This is a genomic window from Pseudomonas arvensis (assembly GCF_056688935.1).
Map to the genome: position 1 here is coordinate 5,749,949 of NZ_CP162038.1, position 14,353 is coordinate 5,764,301.

General features: G+C 61.2%; 14 protein-coding genes. 7 read left to right on the forward strand and 7 right to left on the reverse strand.

The window, feature by feature from the left end; genetic code table 11:
* Positions 1–138: 138 nt before the first annotated feature.
* From dgcA to AB3G88_RS26200, 3 genes are all read right to left on the reverse strand, one after another.
* The gene (dgcA, locus tag AB3G88_RS26190) at positions 139–2,199 is read right to left on the reverse strand and encodes a dimethylglycine demethylation protein DgcA (RefSeq protein ID WP_099585755.1); all 2,061 of its coding nucleotides are present in this window, start codon (positions 2,197–2,199) and stop codon (positions 139–141) included.
* Positions 2,200–2,214: 15 nt separating this feature from the next.
* Positions 2,215–2,745 carry a DUF5943 domain-containing protein gene (locus tag AB3G88_RS26195; RefSeq protein WP_480452307.1) on the reverse strand — a complete coding sequence of 177 codons (531 nt, stop codon included), beginning with the start codon at positions 2,743–2,745 and terminating at the stop codon, positions 2,215–2,217.
* Positions 2,746–2,814: 69 nt separating this feature from the next.
* Complete coding sequence (locus AB3G88_RS26200) at positions 2,815–3,792, reverse strand: dipeptidase (RefSeq protein WP_099585757.1); 978 nt, start codon at positions 3,790–3,792, stop codon at positions 2,815–2,817.
* Between the two features lie 220 nt (positions 3,793–4,012).
* Here AB3G88_RS26200 and AB3G88_RS26205 point away from each other — a divergent pair, with 220 nt between their 5' ends.
* Together AB3G88_RS26205 and AB3G88_RS26210 are read left to right on the forward strand one after the other, a co-directional pair.
* Complete coding sequence (locus AB3G88_RS26205) at positions 4,013–4,414, forward strand: lysozyme inhibitor LprI family protein (RefSeq protein ID WP_112192629.1); 402 nt, start codon at positions 4,013–4,015, stop codon at positions 4,412–4,414.
* 41 nt (positions 4,415–4,455) lie between these two features.
* Entirely contained in the window at positions 4,456–4,872 is a 417-nt protein-coding gene (locus AB3G88_RS26210; RefSeq protein WP_480452310.1) for a DUF3010 family protein, read from the forward strand.
* Positions 4,873–4,897: 25 nt separating this feature from the next.
* Here the strand turns inward: AB3G88_RS26210 and AB3G88_RS26215 are convergent, their stop codons facing one another.
* Positions 4,898–6,091: an AAA family ATPase gene (locus AB3G88_RS26215; protein WP_112192631.1), complete on the reverse strand. Its 1,194-nt coding sequence runs from the start codon at positions 6,089–6,091 to the stop codon at positions 4,898–4,900.
* A gap of 68 nt (positions 6,092–6,159) precedes the next feature.
* Complete coding sequence (locus AB3G88_RS26220) at positions 6,160–7,104, reverse strand: GlxA family transcriptional regulator (RefSeq protein WP_160385001.1); 945 nt, start codon at positions 7,102–7,104, stop codon at positions 6,160–6,162.
* A 193-nt stretch (positions 7,105–7,297) separates the two neighbouring features.
* On the opposite strand from AB3G88_RS26220, the gene AB3G88_RS26225 reads away from it, so the two are divergent.
* The 5 genes from AB3G88_RS26225 (at position 7,298) to AB3G88_RS26245 (ending at position 11,242) form a co-directional block, all read left to right on the forward strand.
* Complete coding sequence (locus tag AB3G88_RS26225) at positions 7,298–8,242, forward strand: choline ABC transporter substrate-binding protein (RefSeq protein WP_191959337.1); 945 nt, start codon at positions 7,298–7,300, stop codon at positions 8,240–8,242.
* A gap of 73 nt (positions 8,243–8,315) precedes the next feature.
* Positions 8,316–9,203, forward strand: a complete 888-nt coding sequence (gene cdhC / locus AB3G88_RS26230) for a 3-dehydrocarnitine:acetyl-CoA trimethylamine transferase CdhC (protein WP_480452312.1) — start codon at positions 8,316–8,318, stop codon at positions 9,201–9,203.
* 64 nt (positions 9,204–9,267) lie between these two features.
* On the forward strand, positions 9,268–10,233 hold the full coding sequence (locus AB3G88_RS26235) for an L-carnitine dehydrogenase (RefSeq protein WP_099585765.1): 966 nt from the start codon (positions 9,268–9,270) through the stop codon (positions 10,231–10,233).
* Between the two features lie 13 nt (positions 10,234–10,246).
* Positions 10,247–10,723, forward strand: coding sequence for a thioesterase family protein (locus AB3G88_RS26240; protein WP_480452315.1), 477 nt, complete (start codon positions 10,247–10,249; stop codon positions 10,721–10,723).
* Positions 10,724–10,978: 255 nt separating this feature from the next.
* Positions 10,979–11,242, forward strand: coding sequence for a hypothetical protein (locus tag AB3G88_RS26245; protein WP_017735989.1), 264 nt, complete (start codon positions 10,979–10,981; stop codon positions 11,240–11,242).
* 105 nt (positions 11,243–11,347) lie between these two features.
* On the opposite strand, the gene gbdR is transcribed toward AB3G88_RS26245, so the two are convergent.
* A complete protein-coding gene (gbdR, locus tag AB3G88_RS26250; protein WP_099585767.1) occupies positions 11,348–12,451 on the reverse strand; it encodes a choline metabolism transcriptional regulator GbdR in 1,104 nt (367 codons plus the stop codon).
* Between the two features lie 524 nt (positions 12,452–12,975).
* Positions 12,976–14,352, reverse strand: coding sequence for an L-serine ammonia-lyase (locus tag AB3G88_RS26255; RefSeq protein WP_158876711.1), 1,377 nt, complete (start codon positions 14,350–14,352; stop codon positions 12,976–12,978).
* Between the last annotated feature and the right edge of the window lies 1 nt (position 14,353).

The window sequence follows — 14,353 nt, forward strand, 5'->3', positions numbered from 1 at the left end:
TGAAACCGGCCTAAATGTGGGAGGGGGCTTGCCCCCGATAGCGGTGGGTCAGCTACAGCTGTATCAACTGACACTCCGCCATCGGGGGCAAGCCCCCTCCCACATTTGAAACCAATCCCACATTGGTTCGGTGTCGGGTCAGAAATCCTTGCACAAGCGCAGGGCGTCGTAGATCGCAGCGTGGGTATTGCGCTGCGCCACACAGTCACCGATGCGGAACAGCAAGTACCCCTCGCCCGCTTCGCTCAGGCACGGCTGCGGTTTGATCGCGAACAGCGCTTCAACGTCGATCTGGCCCTTGTTGCGCGACCCTTCCTTGAGCCCGTAGTAGATGGCTTCGTCCGGACGCACGCCGTTCTCCACCACCACCTGGTCCACCACCCGCTCCTCTTTGGCGCCGGTGTATTCGTTCTCCAATACCGCCACCAGCTTGTCGCCTTCGCGGTAGACCTTTTCCAGCATCATGTCGCCGGTCATGATCACTTCTTTGGGGTACATGCTGCGGTAGTAGGTCGGGAACGACGTACCGCCAATCGCCACGCCTGGCTTGATGTCGTCGGTGACGATTTCCACCTGGCAGCCTTTGTCGGCCAAAAAGTCCGCCACCGACATGCCGGTGAATTCACAGATGGTGTCGTAGACCAGCACGTTCTTGCCCGGCGCGACTTTGCCGTCGAGCACGTCCCAACTGCTCACCACCAGGCCTTCGGCGGCGCCCCAGTGTTCGTTCTGCTCGATAAACGGATGCCCGCCGACCGCCAGCACCACCACGTCCGGACGCAGGTCCAGGATGGTCGCGGCATCGGCCGCCACGCCCAGGCGCAGGTCGACTTTCAAGCGCGCCAGCTCCAGCTGGAACCAACGGGTGATGCCGGCGATCTGGTCGCGTTGCGGCGCCTTGGAAGCGGTGGTGATCTGCCCGCCGATAAACTCTTTTTTCTCCAAAAGGGTCACGTCGTGGCCACGTTCGGCCGCCACGCGCGCGGCTTCCATCCCCGCAGGGCCGGCACCCACCACGACCACTTTGCGTTTCGGCCCGGTGGATTTCTCGATGATGTGCGGTACGCCCATGTATTCACGGGAGGTCGCGGCGTTCTGGATGCACAGCACATCCAGGCCCTGGTACTGGCGATCGATGCAGTAGTTGGCGCCGACGCACTGTTTGATCTGGTCGATCTGGCCCATCTTGATCTTGGCGATCAGGTGCGGGTCGGCGATGTGCGCACGGGTCATGCCGACCATGTCCACATAGCCGCCTTCCAGAATGCGCGTGGCCTGGTTCGGGTCCTTGATGTTCTGCGCGTGCAGTACCGGAACCTTGACCACTTCCTTGATGCCGGCCGCCAGGTGCAGGAACGGCTCCGGCGGGTAGCTCATGTTCGGGATTACGTTGGCCAGGGTGTTGTGGGTGTCGCAACCCGAGCCCACCACGCCGATGAAATCGAGCATGCCGGTGTCGTCGTAATACTTGGCGATCTGCTTCATGTCCTCGTGGGACAGGCCGTCCGGATGGAACTCGTCACCGCACAGGCGCATGCCCACGCAGAAGTCATCACCGACTTCGGCGCGCACGGCCTTGAGCACCTCCAGGCCGAACTTCATGCGGCCTTCAAAGGTGCCGCCCCATTCGTCGGTCCGCTTGTTGACCCGCGGGCTCCAGAACTGGTCGATCATGTGCTGGTGCACGGCGGACAGTTCCACACCGTCCAGGCCACCGGCCTTGGCGCGTTTGGCGGCGCTGGCGTAGTTGCCGATCACGCGCCAGATCTCTTCCGGCTCGATGGTCTTGCAGGTTGCGCGGTGCACCGGCTCACGCACACCGGACGGCGACATCAGGGTCGGCCAGTTGAAGCCGTCCCAACGCGAGCGTCGGCCCATGTGGGTAATCTGGATCATGATCTTGGCGCCATGCTTGTGCATGGCATCGGCCAGGTTCTGGAAGTGCGGGATGATGCGGTCGGTGGACAGGTTCACCGAGCTCCACCATTCCTGGGGGCTGTCGATGGCAACCACCGAGGAACCGCCACAGATTGCCAGGCCGATACCGCCCTTGGCTTTCTCTTCGTAATACTTCACATAGCGGTCGGTGGTCATGCCGCCGTCGGTGGCATACACCTCGGCGTGTGCGGTACTGAGCACGCGGTTGCGGATGGTCAGTTTGCCGATCTGGATCGGCTGGAACATTGCTTCGAAAGCCATGGCACGGTCCTCGGCTTACAACGGCTTGACGGTGAACAAACCATCATCGTGGCCCTCTTCGGAGCCTCCGTAGACTTGTTCGGCGACGGTGCGGATCTTGCTGCCACGGGCCTCAAGAATCTGGTCCATGGCGCCGGCAAACCAGCCGGTGAACATGTAGTCCACCTTGCGCCCGACCTTGCCGTACACGTAGACGAATGCCGAGTGTTCGAGCTTGACGCTGGCGGTGCCTTTGTCGAGGTCCATGTCCTGGATCTTGAACAGGCCCCAGCCGCGTTGCGACAGGCGCTTCATGTAGTGCTCGAACACCGCGACGCCTTCCAGGCCGTGGCACTCGGCTTCTTTTTCACACCAGTGCCAGGCGGATTTGTAGCCGGCCTTGTAGAGGATCTCGGCGTAGGCGTCGGCGCCCAGCACTTCTTCGATGCCCATGTGGTTGTTGACGAAGAAATGGCGCGGCACGTACAGCATCGGCAGGGCGTCGGAGGTCCAGACACCGGTTTCGCTGTCGACTTCGATTGGCAATTGCGGGGCGATTTTGGCCATGGAAACTTAACTCCAGAAAATTCTTAGGTGTGCCCTCGACGCGAACGGTCGAGGGAAAAATGCGGTGGCTTATTCGCCCCAGACGTCCTTGAGCACGTTGACCCAGTTCTCGCCCATGATCTTGCGCACCACGCGCTCGCTGTGGCCGCGCTTGAGCAGGGTTTCGGTGAGGTTGGGGAACTCGCCCACGGTGCGGATGCCCAGCGGGTTGATGATCTTGCCGAAGCTGGTCAGGCGGCGGGCGTAGCCCTTGTCATGGGTCAGCATTTCGAAGAAATCCTGGCCATGGCCCTGGGTAAAGTCGGTGCCGATGCCAATGGCGTCTTCGCCGACGATGTTCATGGTGTATTCGATGGCTTCGGCGTAGTCGTCGATGGTCGAATCGATGCCCTTGGCGAGGAACGGCGCGAACATGGTCACGCCGACAAAGCCGCCGTGGTCGGCGATGAATTTCAGCTCTTCATCGGACTTGTTGCGCGGGTGCTCTTTGAGCCCGGACGGCAGGCAGTGGGAGTAGCACACCGGTTTTTTCGATTCGAGGATGACTTCTTCGGAGGTTTTGGAGCCGACGTGGGACAGGTCGCACATGATGCCGACGCGGTTCATCTCGCCAACGATCTCGCGACCAAAACCCGACAGGCCGCCGTCGCGCTCGTAGCAACCGGTGCCCACCAGGTTCTGGGTGTTGTAGCACATCTGCACCACACCGACGCCGAGCTGCTTGAAGATCTCGACGTAGCCGAGCTGGTCTTCAAATGCATGGGCGTTCTGGAAGCCGAAGATGATGCCGGTCTTGCCCAGTTCCTTGGCCTTGCGGATGTCGGCGGTGGTTTTCACCGGGATTACCAGGTCGCTGTTCTCGCGGATCAGGGTCTGGCTGGCGACGATGTTATTGATCGTGGCCTGGAAGCCTTCCCACACCGACACGGTGCAGTTGGCGGCGGTGAGGCCACCCTTGCGCATGTCCTCGAACAGCTCGCGGTTCCACTTGGCAATAATCAGCCCGTCGATAACGATGCTGTCGGCGTGAAGTTCGGCTGGGCTCATCAGGCTGTCCCCTTATTGGCGATTCATGCGCCGAATCGTCTGCCGGCGCTTTGGGGCCAGCATATGCCCAGGGGCAACCTGAGCCGGGTGCAAAAACGACAGGGGAATTGCCGAAAGCGTCAATCCGCGACAAAGGCTGTTAAGAGAGGTCTGACTGGCGGCTGTTATTTGTCTTACGCTTGAGCCAGAATTCCCGCATCACCTGATATGAGACGGCGCAATGAAATCGATTTTCCTGGCTTTGGCACTCATCGCAACCGGCGTCCACGCGGCCGAAGACACCGACAGCACGCCGTGCGATGGCATCGAAAGCGACACGCAAACCCTGGAATGCGCCTCCTATAACAAAACCACCGCTGAGCAATTGTTGAAAGACAACTACCAGGCCCTGCTGGAACGCATGGGATCGACCTACGGCCACGACAAGACCAAGCTGGCGGACATTACCGCTCGTCTGAAGGACGCCCAACAGAAATGGGAAAAGCTGCGTGACGCCGATTGCGCGGTGGACACCTTCCCGGCGGTGAGCGGCAGCAAGGCGTATGCGATTGCACAAAATGATTGCCTGGCGCGGATGAGCGATGAGCGGTCGGAGTTTTTGGAGTCGATTGGGCAGGAATAAGCGACAATCCCCGCCACTTTTAATCTGAACCAAGGCCATTCATGAGCATCTGTGGCATCGAAATCAAAGGCAGCGAAGCCATCATCGCGGTCGCCTCGCTGGACAACCAGACGCTGACCCATGTCGCTCTGGCCACCAAGAAAATCGCCCTGGAAGACGACGATGAGGCAGCCAACGTCAAAGCCTTCGCCGCTCAGGTGAAGGCGTTTGTGCAGGCCAACGCCATCACCCGCATCGCGATCAAGAAGCGCGGCAAGAAAGGCGAGTTCGCCGGCGGCCCGACCACGTTCAAGATTGAAGGGGTATTTCAGCTGCTGGACGGGGTTGAGGTGACCTTGCTGTCGCCGCAGACCATCAACGCGCAGAACAAGAAGCACAGCTTTGAACTGCCGGCCACGCTGAACAAGTATCAGCATGAAGCCTACAAGGCGGCGTGTTCGGCTCTGCTAAAAAAATAAGCCCCCTCCCACATTCAGGCCCAGCTCACAGTGGATTCTGGTTGTTTTTAGTGCGGTGCTTGTGCAGCAGCCAATCTCCAAACGCCTTGTCTTCCAGCGCATACCCGCCCCGGCTCGACTTCCATACCAACTCCTTGTCACGCAAGGCATCGATACAGGCCTGAATCGTCTGGGTACCCGGCACCACATCGCTGCCCATATCCTCCAGCGCCTTGCTGACCGCGGTGATTGTGCTGTCGGTAAACGGCGCAAAGGGTTCATTGCTGTGCAAGCGTTCCACCATCACCTGCAGCACCGCACGCTGAGGGATGGTCAGGGCGTTCCAGGCGCTTTCGAATTCGGTCCACACTCCCGCGCGCAGCAATTCGGCGCGGCTGTGCAGCAATTGGCCCAGATTGCTCGCCTCGCCCAGCTCCAATGCGACTTCACCGATGATGGTACGCAGCATCTCGGGGCGACGGCCGACCAGCTCGAAGGCGGCGTCGATATCCGCCGCCTTGAACTGGTTGGTCTTGGCCAGGTGGGCATTCAGGTGCGCCGTATAGGCTTGGGTGAACTCTCTGCCCAGCAGTGGAAACGGCGTGATGCTGGAGCCGAAGAACGGCTGGCTCTTGCCCAGGACCAGATGGGCCAGCTTGTCGCGGTTGGAACCGGTGAACACCAGGTGCAAGCCACTGCCGTCCTCGTCACGGCCTTGGTTGAGCTGATCCCGGGCGGCCTTCAGCGCGAACATCGCGTTGATACCGGAATCGCTGCTTAATGCGTGCTGCGCTTCGTCAATCACCAGCACCACGGGTTTTTCGGCAGCGCTGTGGAGCAACTCCAAGGCCTGGGTCAACGTCGCGCCAACGGGCAATTGGGGCTTGCTGAAGTCCCAGGACAAGGTACGCAGAAAGCTCAGTTTCTCGATTCCAATGTTCTTGGCCAGCTTGCGAATGCCTTTTTCATAGGGAACCAGAGCAGTGGCAATAGCACTGGCGATCAAGTCCGCCGGATCTTTGTCTTTGTCAGCCCACAGGTCGACATACACGGCAAGCCAACCCCGAAGCTGACATTCCGGGATCAAATCTTCACGCAAAAACGTACTTTTACCAGTGCGGCGTGGCGCGGCGAGAAACAGGCCAGAGGTGAAATCCTGAATCCCGGCCCCCACAAGACCATCGGCAATGCTGCGCGCCAGGGCGGGGCGGCGGAACACAAAGCCGCTGTGCTTGGACATGGTTTTATACTCAATTATGGAAAGGACTATAAATTATAGCTGTGAGTATAATTGACTATAATTGCCGGTCAAACCACCTCCCGTCGCCGATCCTCCCTTGGGCACTTCGCAAACCTTGCCCGATAGCTGCGAGTGAAGTACGACGGTGACTCAAACCCGCAGGCAATGCTCACCTCCAGCACGCTCATGTCGCTTTGACGCAAGAGCTGCCGGGCTTTTTCCAGGCGCAGGCCGAGGTAGAAGTTGCTTGGCGTGTCGTTCAGGTGCAGGCGGAATAGCCGCTCCAACTGGCGTCGGGTGACTTTGATCGCGTCGGCCAGGGCCAAGGTGCTCAGGGGCGGCTCGGTGTGCTGCTCCATCTCGCCGATCACGTGGACCAACTTTTTGTTGTTGATGCCGTAGCGCGTGGCGATCTGCATGCGCTGGTGATCTTTGCGTGGGCGGATGCGGCCGAGCACGAATTGTTCGGAAACCTGGATGGCAAGCTCCGGGCCGTGGGCCTGGGCGATCAGGTCGAGCATCAGGTCGATGGACGCGGTGCCGCCGGCGCAGGTGATGCGGCGGCGGTCGATCTCGAACAGTTCCTGGGTCACGGTCAGGTGAGGATAGGACTCCTTGAACGCATCGATGGCTTCCCAGTGCAGGGTCAGGCGATGGCCTTCGAGCAGGCCGGCTTCGGCGAGGACGCAGGCGCCGGTGTCGATGGCGCCGAGGGTCACGCCGTCGTGGTCGAGGCGGCGCAGCCAGTGTTCCAGTGCGGGAGTGGCGAACTGCAACGGTTCGAAGCCGGCCACCACCAGTAAGGTCGCGCCTTTTTTCAGCGGTTCCAGCGCGGCGTCGGCGTTGACCGACATGCCATTGCTCGCCAATACCGCGCCGCCATCGGCACTCAGCACATGCCAACGGTACAGCTCGCCACGAAAGCGGTTGGCCACCCGCAGCGGCTCCAGCGCAGAGATAAAGCCAATGGCCGAAAACCCCGGCATCAGCAAAAAGTAGAAATCCTGGGACATGGTGGCGCTCTCGTCGGACGGGCAGCGTGGCACTGTGATACTCCCGTTCCGGGGCGGATTCAAGGGGGCAGGTCGCTGCAGTGCAAGAGGTGGTCGCCGCCGTGCGTTTTGCCGGCCCCTGGCTTGCGTAACTTGGCTGCACGGCGCACAAAGACGCCGGACCCCACAATAACGACCTGCCGAGGGATCCACCATGAATCGACTGATCAGCCGCTGCGTGCTTGCACTCAGCGCCAGCGCCATTTTGAGCACCAACGTAATGGCAGCGGATGCCGCTTCATGCCAGAACGTGCGCATGGGCGTGGTGAACTGGACCGACGTCATCGCCACCAGTGCCATGACCCAAGTATTGCTCGACGGCCTCGGCTACAAGACCAAACAGACCAGCGCCTCCCAGCAAATCATCTTCGCCGGCATCCGCGACCAGCGCCTGGATATGTTCCTGGGTTACTGGAACCCGCTGATGACCCAGACCATCACGCCGTTTGTCGACGCCAAGCAAGTCAAAGTCCTCGACAAAGCCAGCCTGGAAGATGCCCGCGCCACCCTTGCCGTGCCGACGTACCTGGCCGACAAGGGCCTGAAAACGTTCGCCGATATCGCCAAATTCGAAAAGGAACTGGGCGGCAAGATCTACGGGATCGAGCCGGGCTCGGGGGCTAACACCCAGATCAAGGCGATGATTGCCAAGAACCAGTTCGGCCTGGGCAAATTCCAACTGGTGGAGTCCAGTGAGGCCGGCATGCTCGCCGCCGTGGACCGCGCCGTGCGCCGCAAGGAAGCCGTGGTGTTCTTCGGCTGGGCGCCGCACCCGATGAACGTCAACGTGGCGATGACTTACCTCACCGGCAGCGATGACGCCCTCGGCCCGAACGAAGGCATGGCGACGGTATGGACCGTGACCTCGCCGACCTACGCCGAACAGTGCCCCAACGTGCACAAGTTGCTGACCAACCTGACCTTCACCGCCGCCGACGAGAGCCGGATGATGCAGCCGTTGCTGGATCACAAGGACGCTATCGAGTCCGCCAAGCAGTGGCTCAAGGATCACCCCCAGGACCAGGCGCGCTGGCTGGAAGGCGTGACCACCTTCGACGGCAAACCGGCTGCAGCCAACCTGCAACTGACCAGCAAATAACCCGCTTTCCATCACCGTTTCGCAGCCCGCACAGGCTGCGAACGGTTTCACCACGCCTGCAAGGAACCGCCCCATGAACCACGACGTCATCATCACCTGCGCACTCACCGGTGCTGGCGACACGACCGCCAGAAGCCCACACGTGCCGGTCACCCCCAAACAGATCGCCGCCGCTGCGGTGGAAGCCGCCAAGGCCGGCGCCACCGTGGTGCATTGCCATGTGCGCGACCCCGAAACCGGTAAGTTCAGCCGCGACGTAGCGCTGTACCGCGAACTGATGGAGCGCATTCGCGAGGCCGACATCGACATCATCGTCAACCTCACCGCGGGCATGGGCGGCGACCTGGAGATAGGCGGCGGCGAGAACCCGATGGAGTTCGGTCCCAACACCGACCTGGTCGGCCCACTGACGCGCCTGGCCCACGTCGAAGCGTTGCTCCCGGAAATTTGCACCCTGGACTGCGGCACCCTGAACTTCGGCGACGGCGACACGATTTACGTGTCCACCCCGGCGCAACTGCGCGCCGGGGCCAAACGCATCCAGGAACTGGGCGTTAAGCCTGAACTGGAAATCTTCGACACCGGCCACCTGTGGTTCGCCAAGCAGATGATCAAGGAAGGCCTGCTCGACAACCCGCTGTTCCAACTGTGCCTGGGCATCCCATGGGGCGCGCCGGCCGATACCACCACCATGAAAGCCATGGTCGACAACTTGCCCGCCGACGCAGTGTGGGCCGGCTTCGGCATCGGCCGCATGCAAATGCCAATGGCGGCGCAGGCGGTGCTGCTGGGCGGCAATGTGCGAGTCGGCCTGGAAGACAACCTGTGGCTGGACAAGGGCGTGCTCGCCACCAACGGCCAGCTTGTGGAACGGGCAAGTGAAATCCTCAGCCGTCTGGGGGCACGGGTCCTGAGCCCGGCCGAGGGCCGCGTGAAGATGGGCCTCACTAAACGCGGTTAAAAAAATGTGGGAGGGGGCTTGCCCCCTCGCACATGGGTTCTTCACATTATTCAGGAATGTCTCCATGCGCTTTATCACTGAGATCAAAACCTTCGCCGCCCTCGGCAGCGGTGTTATCGGCAGCGGCTGGGTGTCCCGCGCCCTGGCCCACGGGCTGGATGTGGTGGCCTGGGATCCGGCGCCCGGCGCAGAAGCGGCACTGCGCAAACGTGTCGCCAATGCCTGGGGCGCGCTGGAGAAGCAGGGCCTGGCACCGGGCGCATCACAGGACCGCCTGCGCTTTGTCGCCACTATCGAAGAGTGCGTAAAAGACGCGGATTTCATCCAGGAAAGCGCCCCGGAACGCCTGGAGCTGAAACTGGAACTGCACAGCAAGATCAGCGCAGCCGCCAAGCCCGATGCATTGATCGGTTCGAGCACCTCCGGCCTGTTGCCGAGTGAGTTCTACGAGGGTTCGACCCACCCGCAACGTTGCGTGGTCGGGCACCCATTCAACCCGGTGTACCTGCTGCCGCTGGTGGAAGTGGTGGGCGGCAAAAATACCGCGCCGCAGGCAATCCAGGCGGCGATCAAGGTGTACGAATCCCTTGGCATGCGCCCGCTGCATGTGCGTAAGGAAGTCCCCGGTTTTATCGCCGACCGGCTGTTGGAAGCGTTGTGGCGCGAGGCGCTGCACTTGGTGAATGACGGTGTGGCCACTACCGGCGAAATCGACGATGCGATTCGTTTTGGCGCCGGCTTGCGCTGGTCGTTCATGGGCACCTTCCTCACCTACACCCTGGCGGGCGGCGATGCCGGCATGCGCCACTTCATGGCGCAGTTCGGGCCGGCATTGCAGTTGCCGTGGACCTACCTGCCCGCGCCGGAACTGACCGACAAGCTGATCGACGATGTGGTCGATGGCACCCGCGATCAGTTGGGTGATCACAGCATTTCGGCGCTGGAGCGCTATCGTGATGATTGCTTGCTGGCGGTGCTGGAAGCAGTGAAAACCACTAAGGAAAAACACGGTATGACCTTCGCCGAATAACGGACAACTCACCATGCCTGCATTGATCACCTACACCACCCCAGTCCTCCCCGACTGGGTCGACTACAACGGCCACCTGCGCGACGCGTTCTACCTGCTGATTTTCAGCTACGCCACCGACGCGCTGATGGACACCCTGGGCCTGGACAGCGACAACCGCGAAGCCAGCGGCCACTCGCTGTTCACCCTGGAACTGCACCTGAACTACCTGCACGAGGTAAAACTCGGCGCCAAGGTTGAGGTGCACACCCAACTGATCGCCCACGACGCCAAGCGCCTGCACCTCTATCACAGCCTGCATCCAATGGGCGAAGAACGGGAACTGGCGGGCAACGAGCAAATGCTCTTGCACGTCGACCTGGCCGGCCCGCAGTCGGCGCCGTTTACCGAGGCGACGCTGGGAAAAATCATCGCCCTGCGCGCCGAACAAGCGGACCTGCCCAAGCCCGCCCTCCTCGGCCGGGTCATTGGTTTGCCCGCTAAAAAATAACCGGCAAAAAAAGCCCCGATCCAGCCGTGACTGGATCAGGGCAGAGGTGCCTTGTGAGAGCGTTACATCCCGAGGGTGACCAAACCATCAAGCTGTGTGCCTGGATGCAGTGTGCCGGTAAGTGCCGTCCGCAAATGGCCCGAAAACGACACGCTCATAGCCATCTGAGGCATTCGCGCATTCTGCCCTTGCCGACCGCCGGAGTGGCTACCAGAATCGAGGTCGAACCCCGCTCCCCTCACCAGGATAAACGTCATGATGCATGCGGATTTGATTGATCAGGATGACCTGCTGGGCCAACTGCGCTCACTGGGTTTCGAAGTCTCCAGCGGCTCTACTGCCGAGCAGGCCTGTGAATGTGCCGTACGCGGTTTGAGCGAAGCGCGGGCCAAGGCGCTCAAGGGTATGGTTGAGCAGATGTACACCGGCAGCGCGACGATTTTGCCGGCGGTGCGTCAGGCGATTGATAAGCAGCTGTTGCCGGCTTTGGTGCAGTTCAAGCAGAACTCTGGCGCCTGATAAACCGCTATCGGGGGCAAGCCCCCCCCACATTTTGACCGCATTCGCATGTTGAAACTCGGTCAACTATGGGAGGGGGCTTGCCCCCGATGCAGGCGACTCGGTCTAGAGCCTCACGCTGGCAAAAGTCGACTCATTGCGCGCCTGGCTCAACGCCGACATCGGCCCCGCCAATGGCGCCAATACCAGCGCCTGCGGAATCGGCATCATCGCCACCTGCTGGGTGGTGTTGGAACCGACGCGCTCATCCCGTGGCGGAATGCCGAAGTATTCGCGGTAGCACTTGGAGAAGTGCGGCGTGGAGACAAACCCGCACACCGACGCCACTTCGATGATAGACATCGGCGTCTGCTTGAGCAGTTGCCGTGCGCGAATCAGGCGCAGCTTGAGGTAGTAGCGCGACGGCGAGCAGTGCAGGTATTTCTGGAACAAGCGCTCCAGCTGGCGCCGCGACACGGCGACGTACACCGCCAGCTCGTCCAGGTCGATCGGCTCTTCCAGGTTGGCTTCCATCAGCGCGACGATTTCCTGCAGCTTCGGCTGGTTGGTGCCAAGCATGTGCTTGAGCGGCACACGCTGGTGATCCTGTTCGTTGCGGATGCGCTCGTACACAAACATCTCGGAAATGGCGGCGGACAATTCACGGCCGTGGTCGCGGCTGATCAGGTGCAGCATCATGTCCAGCGGCGCGGTGCCGCCGGAGCTGGTGAAGCGGTTGCGATCGAGGGTGAACAGGCGAGTGCTCATGGCCACACGCGGGAAAGCTTCCTGCATCGACGCCAGGCATTCCCAGTGCACGCTGCAGTCAAAGCCGTCGAGCAAGCCGGCGCAGGCCAGGGCCCAACTGCCGGTACACACGGCGCCAAGGCGACGGGACTGGCGCGCCTGGCTTTGCAGCCACGACACGTGTTCACGGGTAACGGTGCGCTGGATACCCACGCCGCCGCACACGATCACCGTGTCCAGGGCCGGGGCTTTGTGCATGGAGGCATCGGGGGTGATTTGCAGCCCGTCGCTGGCCCAGACCTGGTTGCCGTCGACACTCAGGGTTGTCCAGCGATACAGCTCGCGGCCGGACAGTTGGTTGGCCATGCGCAGCGGTTCCACGGCCGATGCCAGGGAAATCAGCGTGAAATTGTCCAGCAGCAAAAAGCCGATGGATTGAGGCGCACGGTTCTGGGGTTGGGCCCCTGAGTTGAACGACGTCATCGCGGTATCTCCTCACACAAAGCGGGTGATGGCCTCAGGCGAGGCTCTTGTTATTGCGCTCTTCGTCGGTAAAGAAGAGAGGCTTTGAATGGATAGAGCAAATGCCGTGCCTAAAATTGAATGGCTATTCAATAAATCCTGAAAACGACCTGTTGATGCCTCTATATAAGCCCGCGCGGGAAGTACGGGATATGGCTTGAAATGATGTAGGAGTAGGTCCGCTCAAGGGGCGTGAGCAGAACGGTAGCACTTGTGGGAAGGCGCTTTGAGGCGTGTGGGATAAGCCTGTCACCCCAAGCACGGGCGACAGCAGGTCGAGGGAAAATCGTTTGGAAGCTACTTATCTGTTTGCGACGCGCTAAAAGGTGGCGCTTTTGGCTTGGGTGTTCAATTTATGAGCAGTGTTGGGCGGACTACCGCTATCGGGGGCAAGCCCCCTCCCACACTTGAATATATTCACAATTCAAAGGGTAGGAGGGGCGGTGCGACGATTCGACTCGCCCCCGATTAGCAGCAACTCGGTCTCAGCACTCCACCGCGCTGACCGCCAAGCCACCCCGCGACGTCTCTTTGTACTTGTCATGCATGTCCGCGCCGGTATCGCGCATGGTGCGGATCACCCGGTCCAGGGAGATAAAGTGCTGCCCATCGCCACGCAAGGCCATTTGCGCCGCGTTGATCGCTTTCACCGCCGCAATCGCGTTGCGCTCGATACACGGCACCTGCACCAGCCCGCCCACCGGGTCGCAGGTCAGGCCGAGGTTGTGCTCCAGGCCGATTTCGGCGGCGTTGCACAGTTGTTCCGGCGTGGCGCCGAGGATCTCGGCCAGCCCGGCCGCGGCCATGGCGCACGCAGAACCCACTTCACCCTGGCAGCCGACTTCGGCGCCGGATATCGAAGCGTTCTTCTTGCACAGAATCCCCACCGCCGCCGCGCTGAGCAGGTAGTCGACCACGTTGGCTTCGGTGACTTCGTCGCTGAATTTCATGAAGTAGTGCAGCACGGCCGGAATAATCCCCGCCGCACCGTTGGTAGGGGCGGTGACCATGCGACCACCGGCAGCGTTTTCTTCGTTGACCGCCAGGGCAAACAGGTTGACCCACTCCATGGCGCTCAAGGTCGAGCCGATCACATTGGGTTTGCCCAGCTCCTGCAAGCTGCGGTGCAACTTGGCGGCACGGCGACGCACATTGAGGCCCCCAGGCAGGATGCCTTCGTGCTTGAGGCCCTGCTCCACGCAGTCCTGCATGGCGCGCCAGAGCTTCATCAGGCCGCTGCGGATTTCTTCTTCGGAGCGCCAGACCTTTTCATTGGCCATCATCAATTGGGCGACGCGCAGGTTGTGGGTCTTGCACAGCTGCAACAGCTCCACCGCGCTGGAAAAGTCATAGGGCAGCACGGTGCGGTCCATGTCCGCCACGCCGCTTTGCGCCTGGGCTTCATCCACCACAAAACCGCCGCCGACCGAGTAATAAGTGTCGCGGTACAACTCGCCGTCATCACCGGACACCACCAAGGTCATGGCATTGGGGTGAAAGGGCAGGTTTTCGTCGAGCAGACGCATGTCCCGTGCCCACACGAATGGCACCGGCAAACGCCCGTCCAGCAGCAGGGTGTCGGTTTCGCGCAGGGTGTGGATGCGCACGCCGATTTGCCCGGGATCGATTGCGTCCGGCCATTCGCCCATCAGGCCCATGATCGTGGCGGTGTCGCTGCCGTGGCCGATGCCGGTGGCCGACAACGAGCCATACAGCTGAACTTCGACGCGCCGTACTTGTTCCAACAATTCACGTTCACGCAGTGCCTGGACGAACAAAGCCGCGGCGCGCATGGGGCCGACGGTGTGAGAACTCGAAGGCCCGATGCCGATCTTGAACAGGTCGAAAACGCTGATAGCCATT